Genomic DNA, 18,120 nt, shown 5'->3' with positions numbered 1-18,120 from the left:
TCCTTATGCCGCTTTCTGTGCGGGCGTGCGGGGCAGCCCGAAGTCCTCGGGGAAGTGATCGAGCGCGGACATCACCGGGAACGGCGTCATGCCGCCCATCGCGCAGAGCGAGCCGGACACCATCGTGTCGCACAGCTCGCGCAACAGCGTGATCTGCTTCACCGACGTATCGCCCTCACGGATCTTCGCGATGACTTCCTCGCCGCGCGTCGAACCGATGCGGCACGGCGTGCACTTGCCGCACGATTCGAGCGCGCAGAAGTGCATCGCATATTGCGCGAGTTCGGCGAGATTCGAGGTGTCGTCATGAACCACCAATCCGCCGTGACCGACCACCGCGCCGACCTTCGCGTATTCCTCGTAGTCGAGCGGAATGTCCCACTGGCTTTCCGGCAGATACGTGCCGAGCGGGCCGCCCACCTGCACCGCGCGCGCGGGGCGTCCGGTCGCGGTGCCGTCGCCGTAGGTGTAGAGCAGTTCGCGCAGCGTCACGCCGAACGCGAGTTCGACAAGTCCGCCTTGCTTCACATTGCCCGCGATCTGGAAGGGCAGCGTGCCGCGCGAACGGCCCATGCCGAAGTCGCGATAGAACGCCGCGCCCTTCGCGAAGATGATCGGCACGGTCGCGAGCGTGATGACGTTGTTGATGACGGTCGGCTTTCCGTACAGGCCGGTGAGCGCCGGAACTGGCGGCTTCGCGCGCACGATGCCGCGCTTGCCTTCGAGCGATTCGAGCAGCGCCGTTTCCTCGCCGCACACATACGCGCCCGCGCCCTTCGCCACATACAGCTCGAACGCGTGCGACGTGCCGAGCACGCTCGCGCCGAGCCAGCCGGCGTCGCGCGCCTTTTCGATCGCTCGGTTCAGCGTATCGATCGAATGCGGATACTCGCTGCGCACATAGATGTAGCCTTCGGTCGCGCCCACCGCCACGCCCGCGATGATCATGCCTTCGATCAGCATGTACGGATCGCTTTCCATCACGAGGCGGTCGGAGAACGTGCCGGAGTCGCCTTCGTCCGCGTTGCAGACGATGTACTTCTGATCCGCGTACGCGCCGCGCACCGTCTTCCACTTGATGCCGGCGGGGAACGCCGCGCCGCCGCGTCCGCGCAGGCCGGAATCGAGCAGCGCCTGGCAGACGGCGTCGCCGTTCATGTCGAGCACGTTGCGCAGTCCCTGCAGGCCGCCGAGCGCGACGTAATCGTCGATCGAAAGCGGGTCCGTGATGCCGATGCGCGCGAACGTCAGACGCTGCTGGTTCTTGAGATACGGAATTTCGTCGACCACGCCGACGTTCTTTTCGTGCGCTGCGCCTTCGTGAAAGCCGGCGTCGAAGAGCGCGGCGACGTCGTCGGCTTCGACGTTCGCATAGCCGATGCGACCGTTGGGCGTTTCCACTTCGACGAGCGGTTCGAGATAGAAGAGGCCGCGCGAGCCGTTGCGCACGAGTTGCACGTCGAGGCCGCGCTTTTGCGCTTCGCTCGCGATGGCTTGCGCGACGGATTCCGCGCCGAGCGCGAGCGCGGCGGAATCGATGGGAACGTAGATGCGCGTCATGCCGTCACCTCCGCGACTCTCGTTTGCGCCGCGGCGTACAGGCGGTCGAACTTCGCCGGCGTGACCTTCGCGTGCAATTCGCCGTTGATCGTCATCGACGGCGACAGCGCGCACTGGCCGAGGCAATACACCGATTCGAGCTCGATGTCCTCGGCGTGACCGCTGTCGAAGCGGCAGCCGGTGTGCCCTTCGATGTGATCCTTCAGCGCTTCCACGCCCATGCTGCGGCACGCTTCCGCGCGGCAAAGCTGCACGGTCACGCGCGCGGGCGGCGCGGAACGGAAGTGGTGATAGTACGTGATCACGCCGTGCACTTCGGCGCGCGACAGCGACAGCGCCTGTCCTAGCGGCGCGATGGCCGTCTCGGGCACGTAGCCGACTTCGTCCTGGATGGCGTGAAGAATGGTCATCAACGTCGCACCTTGTACGGCGTGGCGACGAACGAGTTCAGCGGATGCAGCGGCGGAAAGCTGCGGATGTGTCATGGGGCTCCTCCAACACTCGGCATATGTTTTGTTGGTACATATTTGAGTCGATATAATTACGGGTGCCGAGCCTGTAAAAGAACAATAGGCGTCGTGATATATCTTGGCAATAGGAAGAAGGAGTGCATATGGTGGACGTCGAATGCCGTGCCGAACTGGTTCTGCGAGACGCCGACGGCCGGGAAACCAGTCTCAGTGCGGTTGTGCCGCTTTTGCAGCTGGTCGCACAGACGGGCAGCATCGCGAATGCCGCGAGCGCTAAGGGTTTGTCCTACCGGCACGCGTGGGGTCTGTTGCGCGAAATCGAGGCGCGTCTCGGCGGCGCGCTCATCACCAAATCGCGCGGGCGCGGCTCGGTGCTCTCGGAGCTGGGCGAGTCGGTGCTGCGCGCGCAGCGCGTCTGCGGCGACCGGCTCGAAGCACCGTTGCAGGCGGTGGCGAACGATGTCGCGATGGAGTTGAACCGGCGCCTCGCGGGCGGCGTGACGCAAGTGCGGATTCACGCATCGCACGGCTATGCGGTCGCCACGCTCGTGCGCGCGCTCGGCGATCAGCGCGTGCCGGTCGACATCAAGTATCGCGAGAGCGCCGAAGCCGTGAGCGCGCTCGCGCGCGGCGAATGCGAACTGGCTGGCTTCCATTTGCCGATCGGCGAATTCCGTTCGACGTGCGCGGATATCTATCGGCCTTTTCTGGATCAGAACAAACATCAGTTGATCCGGCTCACGCGCCGTACACAAGGGCTTTTTCTGCCGAAGGGCAATCCGAAGCAGATCTCCGGTCTGCGCGATCTTGCGCGCAGCGACGTGCGTTTCGTCAACCGCCAGCCGGGCTCGGGTACGCGGATGCTGCTCGATCTGTCGTTGCGGCGTGTAGGTGTCGATCCGGACCAGATCAACGGCTATGCGACCACGGAACTCACGCATTCGGCGATCGCCGCGTTCGTCGCGAGCGGCATGGCCGATCTCGGCTTCGGCGTGCAGCCGGCCGCGCAGCATTTCGCGCTCGATTTCATTCCGATCATCGACGAGGATTATTTCTTCGCGTGCGAGCGCGCGCGGCTCGACGAGGCGCGTCTAGCCTCCGTATTGCGCATTCTGCGCAGCGAAGGCTTCACGGAGAGCGTCGCTCATCTCGAAGGCTATGATCCGGCGCGCTGCGGCACGCTCGTCGATATCGACGAAGGATTGCGTGGTTGAAGTGAGCGCGTGCGGAAAACCGGAAACGCGCGGTAAGAGAGCATGGCGGAGGTAAAACTGTCATCGGCGGCGAATTGGGTTAACCTAACGGTTTGCTGTCGACTTTCACTGCTCTGAGCGCGTTCTTTTCGCGCGATATACCGCCATGAAACTCTCGTTGCTCGCTTGTTCTTCCGCCGCGCTCGTCGTCGGCGCGATGTACCTGATTCCCGTCGCCTTTGCCCAGAATTCACCGGGCATTCCGGGCGGGGTGCTGCAGGACGAATTCCGCTTCAACCAGCATCCGCAGATGCAGTTCGCGGCCTCCGCGCCTTCTGAGAAGTATCAGAACGGAAAGTCCGCCATGCGCCGACGCGGCGACAACGGCGATCCGAACGGCTGCAATCTGAAGTGTCCGAAAGACGGCGCGAACTAAGTGCGCTCGCGGGATCGCCGTCGCCCGCGCACCGAACGGTTGATAATTGACACACGGCAGCAGCATTAGGACCGGTCCGATACGAAGCATGGCTTCGGAAGCCTATTCTCTCGGGCGTAGTGGAGGTTGTCTCTGTCCTCGCTACGTCTCTCAAGGATGTTTGCCCCGCCTCGCGCGGGGCTTTTTTTCGTCTGTCGCGCGCCAAAGAAAAAACCCGCGATGCTTGCGCGATCGCGGGTTTTAACCGGGGGTATTTTTGGTGGAGGCGGCGGGAATCGAACCCGCGTCCAGAAGCGCTCTACGAACAGTTCTACATACTTAGTTCTGTCATTTGATTTAGCCCCAACGACGCGGACGAACACGCTGCGTTAAGGCGATTCACTAAATTTTCGACTTTGGCGTCGTGACGCCGCAAAAGCTTATCTGACGTATATGACCTCTCGTGGCATTGCTACCCTAACCCGTCAGCGAATTAGTGAGAGGACGGCGGCCCTTAGGCTGCCAGTGCGAACGTATCGTCGTTTGCAGTTACGTTTTTCCCATTGATTAACGAGGTGACGGGTCCTCGGTATGCCCTGACCGCTTCACAACCCCTGTCGAAACCAGGTCGCCCCCAAGCAGAACAGAAATTATCCCACGAAAAGTCATCTGAGGCGAACGGCGCGGTTTTCAAGGCCCCGCATGTGCCGCTCGCGCGCAACTCACGCGATGTCGCGCAGCAGGTTCTGCAACTCTTCAGGCGAATCGACCACGTGATTCGCATGCCAGCGGCGCGGCGGAATGTCGTCGCCGCAATAGCCGTAGGCGGCTGCCACGGTGATCATGCCCGCCGCGAAGCCGGCTTGCACGTCGCGCAGATCGTCGCCGACATAGACGATGCGTTCGGGTGCGACATCCAGCAACTCGGCCGCGTGCAGGAGCGGCGCAGGGTGAGGCTTCGAATGCGGCGTGGTGTCGCCGCAGACGAGGCACCCGGCGCGCGTGTCGAGCCCCAGCAAGCCGACGAGCGGCGCGGCGAAACGCGTCACCTTGTTCGTCACGATGCCCCAGCGCACGCCGCGCGCATCGAGCTGATCGAGAATCTCGCTGATGCCCGGAAAGAGCGTGGTTTCGATGCAGAGATCGGCCTCGTAGTTGGCGAGGAATTCATCGCGCATCGACGCGAAGTCGTGATGCTCCGGCCCGATCTCGAACGCCCCGCCGAGCAGCCCGCGCGCGCCCGCCGACGCATACGGCCGCAACGTTTCGAGAGGACGCATTTCGAGGCCACGGTCGTGCCGCATCTTGTTCACCGCGGCGACGAGATCGGGCGCGGTATCGGCGATGGTGCCGTCGAGGTCGAACAGCACGGCCTGGCACAACCCGAGACCGTCGCCTTCGGCGAGGCGCTGGGGCAGGGGAGTGGTCTCTTCCGGAAGAGGTTTGGTGTCGATGGTGCCCGTGGACAGGGGATCGTCGTTGATCATGGCGTCAGGCTTCGCGGCGGCAAGCCATCATGTAGTTGATGCTGGAATCGTTCGACAGGCCGAAGTGCCTGGAGATCGGCCGATAGGTAACGCCCTTGATGTCGACGGGCAGCAGCGAGGCGGCGCGCGCGAACGTGGCGAGCTCCGACGGCTTGATGAAACGCGAATAATCGTGCGTGCCGCGCGGCAGCATGCGCGCGATGTATTCGGCGCCGATCACAGCGAACAGATAGGCCTTCGCGTTGCGGTTCAGCGTGGAAAAGAACACCCAGCCGCCGGGCTTCACGAGCGCGGCGCATGCCGCGACGGTGCCTGCCGGATTCGGCACGTGCTCCAGCATCTCCATGCAGGTGACGACGTCGTAGGAACCGGGCTCGCGCGCGGCGAGCGCCTCAGCCGAAATCTCTTCATACGCGACTTCGACACCGCTCTCGAGACTATGCAGATCGGCCACGCCGAGCGCGCTCGACGAAAGATCGATGCCCTTCACGTTCGCGCCGCGCGTGGCCATCGATTCGGACAGAATGCCGCCGCCGCAGCCGATGTCGAGCACGCGCTTGGCGCTTAAATGCGCATGCGCGTCGATCCAGTCGAGCCGTACCGGGTTCAGTTCATGCAGCGGTTTGAACTCGGCGTTCGGGTCCCACCAGCGATGCGCGAGCTCGCTGAATTTCTGAAGTTCGTGGGGATCGACGTTGGTCATGTTCGGAAATGCCTTGTTTGAGTCGTGAATCGATTAGAACCGAGTATATAGGCGCTGCAATGGGCGGGCAAAAAGGGCAATAGCTGAAGCCTACCCGAAATGATGATTCATTAAACGAATGCCCCAAAAGCTTCGGGCATAAAAAAACCCCCGCCGAAGCGGGGGTTTGATCTGCGGCAATCCAACTCGCGATTACTGCTGCGGCTGACGGGTCGTGCCCACAACTTCGACTTCCACGCGACGATCCGGTGCGAGGCAGGCGATGAGTTGCTTGCGGTTCTTCTGTTGGCAGGTACCCTTCGTGACCGGGTCGCGCTTGCCCTTGCCTTCCGTGTAGATACGGTTGGCTTCGATGCCCTTGCTGACCAGGTAAGCCTTCACAGCTTGCGCACGGCGCAGCGACAGACGGTCGTTGTACTTGTCCGAACCGATGCGGTCGGTGTAACCCGTCGCAACGACGACTTCGAGGTTCAGCGCGCCGATCTTCGATGCGAGATCGTCAAGCTTTTCCTTACCAGCCGGCTTCAGGACTGCCTTGTCGAAGTCGAACAGCGCGTCAGCCTGATAGGTGACCTTCTGGCTCTGGATGACCGGGGGCGGCGGAGCGACCGGTGCCGGCGGCGTCGGTGCTTGCGCGACCAGCGCGCCATCGCACTTCGCGTTTGCCGTAGCCGGGGTCCAGAATGCGTCGCGCCAGCACAGTTCGTTCGTGCCGTTCATCCACACATACTCGCCCGTACCGTTCACCCAGTTATCGTTCACGGCTTGTCGCGAGGCCGGCACGGACTGTGCCGAGGCCGATGCAGCCATAACTGCGGTAGCTGCAATGAACGCGAGCTTTGAAAGTTTATTCATATTTCTCCTCTCGAAATTGAGATTACCGCAGGTTTACTGCGAGCCTGTAGACGAAGACAAGTCATACATTGCTCGAAGTATAACATTCCCTACGGAACAAAACGCGCTGTATAGACTTCGAGCAGTGTCTAAGTTTGTGCGTTGGCATTTTGCCATATCGTTCCCTTGCGACGATAAAAATATCCCCGACCCCGGTACGCCCGCAACCTTATGTGGTGCATGCGCAACAAGAAGGGGACAGGAGACGGTCGAGGCCGCGGAAGGCGCAAAACGCGCGCACATTGCGTGCCCGAAAGCGATTTCCTGCGTATTTTTACCGCGGGTACTCATGCGTCTGGCAAAACGACGAGGCGGCATGATAGCCCGCCCGCGTGACGAAATGACTGAATTCGTTCCCCGGTTTTTGTAAGTAATTGGTACGGCGTTGCGCATTGCGAATTCGGCGCGCACATGCCGGTGTCCCGACCGACATGCAACTGTATGTATACAGTGCGCGTTCGGGCGCGAATATCGCGCATGGTAGAATCTCCTGATGTGCTGCGTTCGCAGCGCATAAAAGGCATGCGCTGCATACGCGGCGCGCAGCGTACGTCGGCTACGCGCCACGCCGGCTCGTCGCGCGGCTGGCGGGTCGCGTGAAATCGCCGCGCGCGCTGCCGTGTCGCCGCTGCAAAGTACAAGACACGGATAATGGATCAATTCGCCAAAGAGACTCTGCCAATCTCCCTCGAGGAGGAAATGCGCCGTTCGTATCTCGATTACGCGATGAGCGTGATCGTCGGGCGCGCGCTTCCCGATGTCCGCGATGGCCTGAAGCCGGTGCATCGTCGGGCGCTCTACTCGATGCACGAGCTGAACAACGACTGGAATCGCGCGTACAAGAAGTCCGCGCGTATCGTCGGCGACGTCATCGGTAAATACCATCCTCACGGCGACGCGTCCGTCTACGAGACGATCGTTCGCATGGCGCAGCCATTCTCGCTGCGCTACATGCTGGTCGACGGCCAGGGCAACTTCGGTTCGGTCGACGGCGACAACGCCGCGGCCATGCGCTACACCGAAATCCGCATGGCGAAGATCGGCCACGAGTTGCTGGCCGACATCGACAAGGAAACCGTCGACTTCGGTCCGAACTACGACGGCAGTGAGAACGAGCCGCTCGTTCTTCCGGCCCGCATCCCCAATCTGCTGATCAACGGCTCGGCCGGCATCGCGGTCGGCATGGCGACCAACATCCCGCCGCACAATCTGCGCGAGATCGTCGACGCCTGCCTGCATCTGCTGAACACGCCCGAAGCCACCGTCGACGAACTCATCGAGATCGTGCCCGCGCCGGATTTCCCGACCGCCGGCATCATCTACGGCGTCGCGGGCGTGCGCGACGGCTATCGCACGGGGCGCGGGCGCGTCGTGATGCGCGCGGCCACGCACTTCGAAGAGATCGATCGCGGCCAGCGCATGGCGATCATCGTCGACGAGATTCCGTATCAGGTGAACAAGCGCACGCTGCTCGAGCGCATCGCCGAACTCGTCAACGAGAAGAAGATCGAGGGCATCTCCGACATCCGCGACGAATCCGACAAGAGCGGCATGCGCGTCGTGATCGAGCTGAAGCGCGGCGAAGTGCCGGAAGTCATCCTGAACAATCTGTACAAGCAGACGCAGCTTCAGGACACTTTCGGCATGAACATGGTCGCGCTCGTCGACGGCCAGCCCAAGCTGCTGAACCTGAAGGAAATGATCGAGTGCTTCCTGTCGCATCGACGGGAAGTGCTGACGCGGCGCACGGTCTACGAATTGCGCAAGGCGCGCGACCGCGGGCACGTGCTCGAAGGCCTCGCCGTCGCGCTCGCGAACATCGACGAATTCATCGCGATCATCAAGGCCGCGCCGACGCCGCCCATCGCCAAGCAGGAGCTGATGGCGCGTCCGTGGGATTCGTCGCTCGTGCGCGAAATGCTGACGCGTACCGAATCCGAGGCATCGGGCGGGCGCGCAGCCTATCGCCCGGAAGGGCTGAATCCCGCTTACGGCCTCCAGGAAGACGGGCTGTACAAGCTGTCGGACGTCCAGTCGCAGGAAATCCTGCAGATGCGCCTGCAACGCCTGACCGGCCTCGAGCAGGACAAGATCACGAGCGAGTATCGCGAGGTGATGGCGCAGATAGCCGACCTGCTCGACATCCTCGCGCGGCCGGAGCGTATCCGCCAGATCATCGTCGAGGAGCTGGGCCAGATTCGCGCCGAGTTCGGCGACGAGCGTCGCTCGCGTATCGAGATGAACGCGACGGAACTCAACACCGAAGACCTGATCACGCCGCAGGAAATGGTCGTGACCATGTCGCACTCGGGTTACGTGAAGTCGCAGCCGCTTTCCGAGTATCGCGCGCAGAAGCGCGGCGGGCGCGGCAAGCAGGCCACGCAGATGAAGGAAGACGACTGGATCGACACGCTCTTCATCGCGAACACGCACGATCACATGCTGTGCTTCTCAAACCGCGGCCGCGTCTACTGGGTCAAGGTGTACGAAGTGCCGCAGGGCTCGCGCAATTCGCGCGGCCGTCCGATCGTCAACATGTTCCCGTTGCAGGATGGCGAGAAGATCAACGTCGTTCTGCCGATCAAGGAATTCTCGGCGGACAAATACGTGTTCATGACGACTGCGCTCGGCACCGTCAAGAAGACGCCGCTCGAAGCGTTCAGCCGTCCGATGAAAAAGGGCATCATCGCGGTCGGTCTGGATGAGGGCGATTACCTCATCGGCGCCGCGATCACCGACGGCGAGCACGACGTCATGCTGTTCTCGGACGCCGGCAAGGCCGTGCGTTTCGATGAGAACGACGTGCGCGCGATGGGCCGCGAGGCACGCGGCGTGCGTGGCATGCAGTTGGAAGACGGGCAGCAGGTCATCGCGATGCTCGTCGCGGGCGGCGAGAACCAGTCGGTGCTCACGGCGACCGAGAACGGTTACGGCAAGCGCACGCCGATCAACGAGTACACGCGCCATGGTCGCGGCACGAAGGGCATGATCGCGATCCAGACCTCGGAACGTAACGGCCGTGTCGTGGCGGCGACGCTTGTCGAGCCCGAGAGCGAGATCATGCTGATCACGACCGCGGGCGTGCTGATCCGCACGCGTGTTTCGGAAATCCGCGAAATGGGCCGTGCAACCCAAGGTGTTACACTCATCAGCCTTGACGAGGGAACGAAGTTGTCGGGACTGCAGCATATCGCCGAGGCGGAAGCCGAGGCCGAACTCGAAGGCGATTCGGGTCCGGACGATGCTGCTGGCAACACCGGCGACGCGGAAAATGGTGAAGGCGGAGAAAGCGCCTGATATTTTTTGTGTCGTAAGGCACTCGTTATCGCTTTTGAAAGCTCGGATTGGTTAAGCTGCGCGACGTGAGTTCGTTGCCGGTGTCGGACAACGTGCAAAAGCTCGTCGCCAGTGCTGAACTGGATATTTTTTACAGGGAGTAATGATGCAAGGACGTTTCAAGCAGTGGATGTTGCTGGCCGCTTTCGTACCGACTTTCGCGATGGCACAGTCGCTTCAGAACCAGGCGCCCGCACAGTCGGCGCCGGCGCCGGCCGCAGCAGCCCCGGTTGATCCGGCCAAGCAAGCCGCGATCAAGGATCTGCTCGACGCGATCGACGCGCAGAAGCTGGTCGGTGCGATCGGTAACAGCGCGCAGATGCAGTCGAAGCAACTCGTGCCGGCGATCCTCTCGGACGCACTGTCCGAGAACAAGACGCTGAACGACAAGCAGAAGCAGGCCGCCGTTCCGTCGCTGCAAAAGAATGCAGTGCCGAAGCTGGTTGATTCCGCTGGCCAGGTTTTCGCGACCGACGCATTCCGCAAGGATGCGATGCAGGCTCAGTACGACGCGTACGCAAAGTACTACTCGACCGACGAAATCAAGGATCTGACCAACTTCTACAAGAGCCCGACCGGCCGCAAGTTCATCCAGGTTCAGGACCAGGTTGGCCGCGACGTCGTGAACGGCCTGATGCAGAAGTACATGCCGCAAGCCATCAAGGCGACGCGCACGCAAGCCGACTCGGAAGTGGCGAGCGTCAAGCCGGGCAAGTAAGCGCGGCGAGGTCCTGACACAAATCGGCTGATGGGGCTCACCGCCCCGTGCATTGGCGGGTTTTCAGGACAGTGCGATAATGGCTGTTTGCGCGCGAGCGCAAGCAGTCATTTCTTTTTTCGGGCGCGAAAACGCGGTCTTCGTTTCATCCGCCGTTCGATCGCGCCTGACCCTTCGGAACTCCGGGATCCCCAGATGCGCGTGTTCAATTTCTCCGCCGGCCCAGCCGCCATGCCAGAAGAAGTCCTGAAACAGGCAGCCGACGAAATGCTCGACTGGCAAGGCAGCGGTATGAGCGTGATGGAAATGAGCCACCGCGGCGCCGAGTTTATGTCGATTCACGAGGCGGCGCTGACCGACTTGCGCGAGTTGCTGAAGGTGCCCGCATCGCATCGGATTCTCTTTCTGCAGGGCGGCGGCATCGGCGAGAACGCCATCGTCCCGATGAACCTGCTCGGCAAGAAGCAAACCGCCGACTTCGTCGTGACCGGTTCCTGGTCGACGAAATCGTTCAAGGAAGCGCAGAAGTACGGCACGCCGCATCTCGCGGCCAACGGCAAGACCGAAGCGGGCTTCACGCGCGTGCCGGCCTTCAGCGAATGGAAGCTGTCGGACGATCCGGCCTACGTGCATCTGTGCAGCAACGAAACCATCGATGGCGTCGAAGCCTTCGAGATTCCCGATCTCGGCGACATTCCGCTCGTCGCCGATGCGTCCTCGCACATCCTGTCGCGCCCGATGGACATCGCCAAGTACGGCGTGCTCTTCGGCGGCGCGCAGAAGAACATCGGCATGGCGGGCGTGACCGTGGTGATCGTGCGCGAAGACCTGCTCGACCGCGCGCTGCCCATTTGTCCGTCGGCGTTCGAATGGAAGACCGTCGCGGAAAACAACTCGATGTACAACACGCCGCCCACCTACGCGATCTACATCGCCGGGCTCGTTTTCAAATGGCTGAAGCAGCAGGGCGGCCTGGAAGCGATGGAGGCGCGCAATGTCGAAAAGGCCACGCTGCTCTACGACACCATCGATTCCAGCGATTTCTACGTCAACAAGGTCGAGCGTCAGAACCGATCGCGGATGAACGTGCCGTTCTTCCTTGCCGACGAATCGCGCAACACCGATTTCCTGGCCGGCGCGAAGGCGCGCGGCCTGTTGCAACTGAAGGGCCACAAGTCCGTCGGCGGCATGCGGGCATCGATCTACAACGCGGTGCCGATCGAGGGCGTCAAGGCGCTCGTCGACTACATGAAGGAATTCGAGCGGACGAGCGCCTAAGTGCGTTCGCTCCTTTAACCGCAATCGCTCAAGCACCGCATGGACGACGATCTCAATTCAAGACTCAAACCGCTGCGTGAACGCATCGACGTGCTCGACGCACAACTCATCGCGCTGTTGAATCAGCGCGCTTCCGTCGCGCTCGAAGTCGGCGAAGTGAAGAAGCATTTCAACGCGCCGGTGTTTCGCCCCGAGCGCGAGATGCAGGTCATCGCGCGTCTGCAGGACATGAGCGACGGGCCGCTCGCCGACGAGCACATTGCTTCGATCTGGCGCGAGATCATGGCCGCGAGCCGCGCGCTCGAACAGACCATCAGCGCCGCGTTTCTCGGTCCCGTCGGCACATACAGCGAACAGGCGATGTTCGAATACTTCGGGCATTCGATTCAGGGCGTGCCGTGCCCGTCGATCGACGAAGTGTTTCGCGCCGTTGAAGCGGGCGCGGCGCAGTACGGCGTCGTGCCGGTCGAGAATTCGGCCGAAGGCGCGGTGTCGCGCACGCTGGATCTGTTGTTGCAGACCTCGCTTCTGATCGGCGGCGAACTCGCGTTGCCGATTCATCACAATCTGCTGACCGCGTCCGGCACGCTCGATGGCGTGACGCGCGTGTGCGCGCATCCGCAGGCGCTCGCGCAGTGCCAGCGCTGGCTCACCGCAAACGCGCCGCATCTGGAGCGTCAGGCGGTGTCGAGCAATGCGGAAGCCGCGCGCATGGCGGTGAGCGATCCGACTGTCGCGGCCATCGCCGGCGACCGCGCGGCCACGCATTACGGCCTGGGCGTCGTGTTCTCGATGATTCAGGACGATCCGCACAATCGCACGCGCTTCGTGATCGTCGGCAAGCAGCCGACCGATTCGAGCGGCCATGATCAGACCTCGCTCATCGTGTCGGTGTCGAACGAGGCGGGTGCCGTGTTCAAGCTGCTGGAGCCGCTCGCGAAACACGGCGTCTCGATGACGCGCTTCGAATCGCGTCCCGCGCGCTCGGGCACGTGGGAGTACTACTTCTATATCGACATCGAAGGCCATCGCGACAACCCGGCCGTCGCCGCCGCGCTGGAAGAGCTCGGGCGCAAGGCCGCGTTCCTGAAGATTCTCGGTTCGTATCCGCGAGCCCGCTGAGCTTCCCTCGTCGCCGCCGCGCGTTAGCGGCGGTCCGGTTTCCTGCGTCGGACGACGCGTTTTTATCGATGTCCCGTGGCTGCGTTCTCTTTCAACAAACTGGTTATTTTCGGCGTCGGTCTGATCGGCGGATCGCTCGCGCGCGCGTTGCGTGAACGCGCCGGGCTCGCAGGCCGAGTCGTGGGCGTGGGCCGTTCCGTGAAGTCGGTCGAGCGGGCGCTGGAACTCGGCGTGATCGACGAGGCCGCCGCGCTCGACGACGACCTCGCGCTGTCGAACGCGCTGCGCGACGCCGATATCGTGTTGCTCGCCGCGCCGGTCGCGCAGACCGAGCCGCTGCTCGCGCGCATCGCGCCGTTGCTCGGCGCGCGGACCATCGTCACGGACGCCGGCAGCACGAAAACCGATGTCGTCGCGGCGGCGAAGCGAACCCTGGGCGCGCGTGTCGCCCAGTTCGTGCCGGGGCATCCGATCGCCGGGCGCGAGTCGAGCGGCGTCGATGCGGCGCTGCCCGATCTCTACGTCGATCGCAATGTCGTGCTCTGTCCGCTGCCGGAAAACGCAGCCGACGACGTCGAGCGCGTCGCGTCGATGTGGCGCGCGACCGGCGCATGCGTGCGTCAGATGAGCGAGGCGCAGCACGATCGCGTGTTCGCGTCGGTGAGTCATCTGCCTCATGTGCTGTCGTTCGCGCTCGTCGACCAGATTCTCGCTACGCCGGACGCCGAGCTGAAATTCTCGTTCGCGGCGGGCGGTTTCCGCGATTTCACGCGCATTGCGGCGTCGAGCCCGGAAATGTGGCGCGATATCTGTCTCGCGAACCGCGCCGCGCTGCTCGCCGAACTCGACGATTACACTGCCGTGCTCGCGCGCTTTCGCGCGGCGATCGACGCATCGGACGGCGCTGCGCTCGAAGCCGCGTTCGCGCGCTCGCGCGTCGCGCGCAAAGAGTGGCAGGAGAGCGGCGGCATCAAGCCCTCCAACGACGTCGCCGCGAAATAAGCTGTGCCCCAAGCTGCAACCCAAGCTGTGACCCAAGGAAACACTATGGAACATCTGGATCTCGGACCTTTCTCTCGCGCGTCCGGCACGGTGCGCTTGCCCGGCTCGAAGAGCATTTCGAACCGCGTGCTGCTGCTCGCGGCGCTCGCGAGCGGCGAAACGGCCATCACGAATCTGCTCGATTCCGACGACACCCGTGTGATGATCGCCGCCCTCAAGACGCTCGGCGTCGCGGTGCGGGAGGAGGGCGAGCGCCTGATCGTCGGCGGGACGGGCGGCGCGTTTCCGTCGAAAGCGGCTGAACTGTTTCTGGGCAATGCGGGCACGGCGGTGCGTCCGCTGACCGCGGCGCTCGCGGTGAACGGCGGCGAATATCGCGTGCATGGCGTGCCGCGCATGCACGAGCGGCCGATCGGCGATCTCGTCGACGGCTTGCGGCAGATCGGCGCTGCGATCGATTACGAGCTCAACGACGGTTTTCCGCCGCTGAAGATTCACGCTGCGAAGATCGCGATCGACAAGCCGATTCGCGTGCGCGGCGATGTGTCGAGCCAGTTCCTCACCGCGCTCCTGATGAGCCTGCCGGTCGTCGAGGGCCGCAGCGGTGCCGTTACGATCGAGATCGAAGGCGAACTCATCTCGAAGCCGTACATCGACATCACGATCCGCCTGATGGCGCGTTTCGGCGTGACCGTCGAGCGCGATGGCTGGGCGCGCTTCACGATTCCCGCCGGCGCGGGCTACCGGTCGCCGGGCGCGATCATGGTCGAAGGCGACGCGTCGTCGGCGTCGTATTTTCTGGCGGCGGGCGCGATCGGTCACGGGCCGGTGCGCGTGGAAGGCGTCGGGCGCGCGAGCATCCAGGGCGATGTCGGTTTCGCCGACGCGCTCAATCGCATGGGCGCGAACGTCATGATGGGCGAGGACTGGATCGAAGTGCGCGGCGTCGAGTCGGACGACGGCAGGCTCGCGCCCATCGACATGGACTTCAATCTGATCCCCGACGCCGCGATGACCATCGCCGTGGCCGCGCTCTTCGCGAGCGGCACGACCACGCTGCGCAATATCGCGAGCTGGCGCGTGAAGGAAACCGACCGCATCGCCGCGATGGCGACTGAACTGCGCAAGGTCGGCGCGACGGTGGAAGAGGGCGCGGACTATCTCGTCGTGACGCCGCCTGCGAAACTCACGCCGGATGCCGCGATCGACACCTACGACGACCACCGCATGGCGATGTGTTTTTCGCTCGTCAGTCTGGGCGGCGTGCCGGTTCGCATCAACGATCCGAAGTGCGTGAACAAGACTTTCCCCGATTATTTCGATCGGTTTGCGACGCTCGTCAAGGCGTAACTACAGCGGTGTTAGCGTGAAGCGCGATTTCATAGACTTCAATGACAGAAACAACGGGCCGGAACGGCCAGACTCGATGAAACCGACCCGTCCATTCGACCCCACTCCCGTGATCACGATCGATGGGCCGACGGCTTCGGGCAAGGGCACGGTCGCGGCCATCGTCGCGGCGACGCTCGGCTTTCACCTGCTCGACAGCGGCGCGCTCTACCGGCTCGCGGCGCTCGCCAGCCTTCGCTACGAAGTGGAGAAAGACGACGCTCCCGGCCTTGCAAAACTGATCGAAGCGCTCCACATCACGTTCCGCGAAGGTTGCGCGCAACTCGATGGCGTGGACGTTTCGGGCGAAATCCGGCAGGAAAAGGTCGGCAACCGCGCCTCCGCGATCGCCGTGCATCCCGCGGTGCGCCAGGCGCTGGTCGCGCGTCAGCGGGCGTTTCGCAAGCGCCCCGGCCTCGTCGCCGACGGCCGCGACATGGGCACCGTCATCTTTCCCGACGCCACGCTGAAGGTATTTCTGACGGCGAGCGCCGAGGCGCGCGCGGCGAGACGGTATAAGCAATTGATGCAAAAAGGTTTTTCTGCTAATATGGATGACTTGCTGCGAGATTTGCGTGCGCGCGACGACCGGGACATGAACCGGAGCACCGCGCCGCTCAAGCCCGCAGCGGACGCGAAGACGCTGGACACCTCCGGTTTGTCGATCGATCAAGCGGTCGAACAGATCATCGGCTGGTACAGCGCGGTTCGCGTGTAATAGAGCAAGGTGCTCCGTCGGCAGATGGAGCGTGTGTTAAACCCTTTAACCCCGTACGGCGTTGCGCTTCACCGGTCCATTGGGGACCACCGCGCGAATGGCTGTGCAAATATCGATTTTTATGTCCGACCTGCAAACCTCCACCCCGAATACCGAATCCTTTGCGGCTCTGTTCGAAGAGTCGCTGACCAAGCAGGACATGCGCGCCGGCGAAGTGATCTCCGCCGAAGTCGTGCGTGTCGACCACAACTTCGTGGTCGTCAACGCTGGTCTCAAGTCCGAAGCCTATATTCCGCTCGAAGAATTCCTGAACGACGCGGGTGAAGTGGAAGTGCAGGCGGGCGACTTCGTTTCCGTCGCGATCGACGCGCTGGAAAACGGCTATGGCGACACCATCCTGTCGCGCGACAAGGCGAAGCGCCTCGCTTCGTGGCTGTCGCTGGAAAAGGCGCTCGACAACAACGAGCTCGTGACCGGCACGATCACCGGCAAGGTCAAGGGCGGCATGACCGTGATGGTCAACGGCATCCGCGCGTTCCTGCCGGGTTCGCTCGTCGACACGCGTCCGGTCAAGGACACGACGCCGTATGAAGGCAAGACGCTCGAATTCCGCGTCATCAAGCTCGACCGCAAGCGTAACAACGTGGTGCTGTCGCGCCGCGCGGTGATCGAAGCCACCCAAGGCGAAGAGCGCGCGAAGCTGCTCGAGACGCTGAAGGAAGGCGCGATCGTCGAAGGCGTGGTCAAGAACATCACCGACTACGGCGCGTTCGTGGACCTCGGCGGCATCGACGGCCTGCTGCACATCACCGACATCGCATGGCGTCGCGTGCGTCACCCGTCGGAAGTGCTGTCGGTTGGCCAGGAAGTCACCGCCAAGATTCTCAAGTTCGACCAAGAGAAGAACCGCGTCTCGCTCGGCATCAAGCAACTCGGCGACGATCCGTGGGAAGGCATCTCGCGTCGTTACCCGTCGGGCACGCGCCTGTTCGGCAAGGTCACGAACATCACCGACTACGGCGCATTCGTCGAAGTGGAATCGGGCATCGAAGGCCTGGTCCACGTGTCGGAAATGGACTGGACCAACAAGAACGTTGCGCCGTCGAAGGTCGTTCAGCTCGGTGACGAAGTCGAAGTCATGGTTCTCGAAATCGACGAAGACCGCCGCCGTATCTCCCTCGGCATGAAGCAGTGCAAGCCGAATCCGTGGGATGACTTCAGCCGCAACTTCAAGAAGGGCGACAAGATCAGCGGCGCCATCAAGTCGATCACCGACTTCGGCGTGTTCATTGGTCTGCCTGGCGGCATCGACGGTCTGGTTCACCTGTCGGACCTGTCGTGGTCGGAAACCGGCGAAGAAGCCGTGCGCAAGTACAAGAAGGGCGACGAAGTCGAAGCCGTGGTTCTGGGCATCGACGTCGACAAGGAACGCATCTCGCTCGGCATCAAGCAACTCGAAGGCGATCCGTTCAACAACTTTGTCGCGATCAACGACAAGGGCGCCATCGTTGACGGCGTCGTGAAGTCGGTCGACCCGAAGGGTGCGGTCATCACGCTGTCCGGCGAAGTCGAAGGCTACCTGCGTGCTTCGGAAATCGCGCAAGACCGCGTGGAAGATGCGCGTAACGTGCTGAAGGAAGGCGACAAGGTCAACGCGATGATCATCAACATCGATCGCAAGTCGCGTGGCATCAACCTTTCGATCAAGGCGAAGGATTCGGCCGAACAGCAGGAAGCCATGCGCAGCCTGCAGGGCGACACGAACGCCGCTGCGACCGGCACGACCAACCTCGGCGCGCTGCTCAAGGCCAAGCTCGACGGCCAGAACAGCTAAG

Annotated in this window: 15 protein-coding genes and 1 other RNA gene; 10 read left to right on the top strand and 6 right to left on the bottom strand. The window is 62.8% G+C overall.

What is annotated here, in order from left to right; all coding sequences use genetic code 11:
* Window positions 1-3 precede the first annotated feature (3 nt).
* Window positions 4-1,560, bottom strand: a complete 1,557-nt coding sequence (locus tag NK8_RS10515) for an NADH-quinone oxidoreductase subunit NuoF (RefSeq protein WP_213226277.1) — start codon at window positions 1,558-1,560, stop codon at window positions 4-6.
* Entirely contained in the window at window positions 1,557-2,045 is a 489-nt protein-coding gene (locus NK8_RS10510; protein ID WP_213226276.1) for an NAD(P)H-dependent oxidoreductase subunit E, read from the bottom strand. Before NK8_RS10510 ends, NK8_RS10515 begins: the two co-directional genes overlap by 4 nt.
* A gap of 128 nt (window positions 2,046-2,173) precedes the next feature.
* Here NK8_RS10510 and NK8_RS10505 point away from each other — a divergent pair, with 128 nt between their 5' ends.
* Together NK8_RS10505 and NK8_RS10500 are read left to right on the top strand one after the other, a co-directional pair.
* Window positions 2,174-3,244, top strand: coding sequence for a substrate-binding domain-containing protein (locus NK8_RS10505; RefSeq protein WP_213226275.1), 1,071 nt, complete (start codon window positions 2,174-2,176; stop codon window positions 3,242-3,244).
* Between the two features lie 145 nt (window positions 3,245-3,389).
* On the top strand, window positions 3,390-3,659 hold the full coding sequence (locus tag NK8_RS10500; RefSeq protein ID WP_213226274.1) for a hypothetical protein: 270 nt from the start codon (window positions 3,390-3,392) through the stop codon (window positions 3,657-3,659).
* A gap of 257 nt (window positions 3,660-3,916) precedes the next feature.
* Here the strand turns inward: NK8_RS10500 and ssrA are convergent.
* The 4 genes from ssrA to ompA all read right to left on the bottom strand — a co-directional run bounded on the left by ssrA (window position 3,917) and on the right by ompA (window position 6,683).
* Window positions 3,917-4,274: a transfer-messenger RNA gene (gene ssrA, locus NK8_RS10495) on the bottom strand.
* A gap of 86 nt (window positions 4,275-4,360) precedes the next feature.
* On the bottom strand, window positions 4,361-5,125 hold the full coding sequence (gene gph / locus NK8_RS10490) for a phosphoglycolate phosphatase (protein ID WP_162066128.1): 765 nt from the start codon (window positions 5,123-5,125) through the stop codon (window positions 4,361-4,363).
* Between the two features lie 4 nt (window positions 5,126-5,129).
* Entirely contained in the window at window positions 5,130-5,828 is a 699-nt protein-coding gene (ubiG, locus tag NK8_RS10485) for a bifunctional 2-polyprenyl-6-hydroxyphenol methylase/3-demethylubiquinol 3-O-methyltransferase UbiG (RefSeq protein WP_213226273.1), read from the bottom strand.
* A gap of 192 nt (window positions 5,829-6,020) precedes the next feature.
* Complete coding sequence (ompA, locus tag NK8_RS10480; protein WP_044041477.1) at window positions 6,021-6,683, bottom strand: outer membrane protein OmpA; 663 nt, start codon at window positions 6,681-6,683, stop codon at window positions 6,021-6,023.
* A 690-nt stretch (window positions 6,684-7,373) separates the two neighbouring features.
* Here ompA and gyrA point away from each other — a divergent pair.
* From gyrA to rpsA, 8 genes are all read left to right on the top strand, one after another.
* Window positions 7,374-10,019 (top strand): DNA gyrase subunit A, encoded by a 2,646-nt coding sequence (gene gyrA / locus NK8_RS10475; RefSeq protein WP_213226272.1) that lies wholly within the window; start codon window positions 7,374-7,376, stop codon window positions 10,017-10,019.
* Window positions 10,020-10,164: 145 nt separating this feature from the next.
* Window positions 10,165-10,776, top strand: a complete 612-nt coding sequence (locus NK8_RS10470; protein ID WP_213228598.1) for a DUF2059 domain-containing protein — start codon at window positions 10,165-10,167, stop codon at window positions 10,774-10,776.
* 195 nt (window positions 10,777-10,971) lie between these two features.
* Window positions 10,972-12,054 carry a 3-phosphoserine/phosphohydroxythreonine transaminase gene (serC, locus tag NK8_RS10465; RefSeq protein ID WP_061179510.1) on the top strand — a complete coding sequence of 361 codons (1,083 nt, stop codon included), beginning with the start codon at window positions 10,972-10,974 and terminating at the stop codon, window positions 12,052-12,054.
* 39 nt (window positions 12,055-12,093) lie between these two features.
* Window positions 12,094-13,176 (top strand): prephenate dehydratase, encoded by a 1,083-nt coding sequence (pheA, locus tag NK8_RS10460; RefSeq protein ID WP_213226271.1) that lies wholly within the window; start codon window positions 12,094-12,096, stop codon window positions 13,174-13,176.
* Between the two features lie 75 nt (window positions 13,177-13,251).
* Complete coding sequence (locus NK8_RS42750) at window positions 13,252-14,178, top strand: prephenate dehydrogenase/arogenate dehydrogenase family protein (RefSeq protein WP_225936158.1); 927 nt, start codon at window positions 13,252-13,254, stop codon at window positions 14,176-14,178.
* A gap of 45 nt (window positions 14,179-14,223) precedes the next feature.
* Window positions 14,224-15,528: a 3-phosphoshikimate 1-carboxyvinyltransferase gene (aroA, locus tag NK8_RS42745; RefSeq protein WP_225936157.1), complete on the top strand. Its 1,305-nt coding sequence runs from the start codon at window positions 14,224-14,226 to the stop codon at window positions 15,526-15,528.
* 76 nt (window positions 15,529-15,604) lie between these two features.
* Entirely contained in the window at window positions 15,605-16,285 is a 681-nt protein-coding gene (gene cmk / locus NK8_RS10450) for a (d)CMP kinase (protein ID WP_162066123.1), read from the top strand.
* A gap of 103 nt (window positions 16,286-16,388) precedes the next feature.
* Window positions 16,389-18,119: a 30S ribosomal protein S1 gene (gene rpsA, locus NK8_RS10445; protein WP_174258034.1), complete on the top strand. Its 1,731-nt coding sequence runs from the start codon at window positions 16,389-16,391 to the stop codon at window positions 18,117-18,119.
* The last annotated feature ends 1 nt before the right edge of the window (window position 18,120 follow it).

Origin of the sequence: Caballeronia sp. NK8 (assembly GCF_018408855.1) — a bacterium.
In the GTDB taxonomy this organism is placed as follows: domain Bacteria; phylum Pseudomonadota; class Gammaproteobacteria; order Burkholderiales; family Burkholderiaceae; genus Caballeronia.
This window is presented reverse-complemented; position numbering and strand designations above follow the sequence as displayed.

Coding starts and splice junctions, on each gene's coding strand:
- NK8_RS10505 (WP_213226275.1), top strand. CDS start 2,174: ATGGTGGACGTCGAATGCCGTGCCGAACTGGTTCTGCGAGACGCCGAC.
- NK8_RS10515 (WP_213226277.1), bottom strand. CDS start 1,560: ATGACGCGCATCTACGTTCCCATCGATTCCGCCGCGCTCGCGCTCGGC.
- ompA (WP_044041477.1), bottom strand. CDS start 6,683: ATGAATAAACTTTCAAAGCTCGCGTTCATTGCAGCTACCGCAGTTATG.
- cmk (WP_162066123.1), top strand. CDS start 15,605: ATGAAACCGACCCGTCCATTCGACCCCACTCCCGTGATCACGATCGAT.
- NK8_RS10500 (WP_213226274.1), top strand. CDS start 3,390: ATGAAACTCTCGTTGCTCGCTTGTTCTTCCGCCGCGCTCGTCGTCGGC.
- NK8_RS10510 (WP_213226276.1), bottom strand. CDS start 2,045: ATGACACATCCGCAGCTTTCCGCCGCTGCATCCGCTGAACTCGTTCGT.
- NK8_RS10470 (WP_213228598.1), top strand. CDS start 10,165: ATGCAAGGACGTTTCAAGCAGTGGATGTTGCTGGCCGCTTTCGTACCG.
- ubiG (WP_213226273.1), bottom strand. CDS start 5,828: ATGACCAACGTCGATCCCCACGAACTTCAGAAATTCAGCGAGCTCGCG.
- serC (WP_061179510.1), top strand. CDS start 10,972: ATGCGCGTGTTCAATTTCTCCGCCGGCCCAGCCGCCATGCCAGAAGAA.
- gph (WP_162066128.1), bottom strand. CDS start 5,125: ATGATCAACGACGATCCCCTGTCCACGGGCACCATCGACACCAAACCT.
- pheA (WP_213226271.1), top strand. CDS start 12,094: ATGGACGACGATCTCAATTCAAGACTCAAACCGCTGCGTGAACGCATC.
- gyrA (WP_213226272.1), top strand. CDS start 7,374: ATGGATCAATTCGCCAAAGAGACTCTGCCAATCTCCCTCGAGGAGGAA.
- aroA (WP_225936157.1), top strand. CDS start 14,224: ATGGAACATCTGGATCTCGGACCTTTCTCTCGCGCGTCCGGCACGGTG.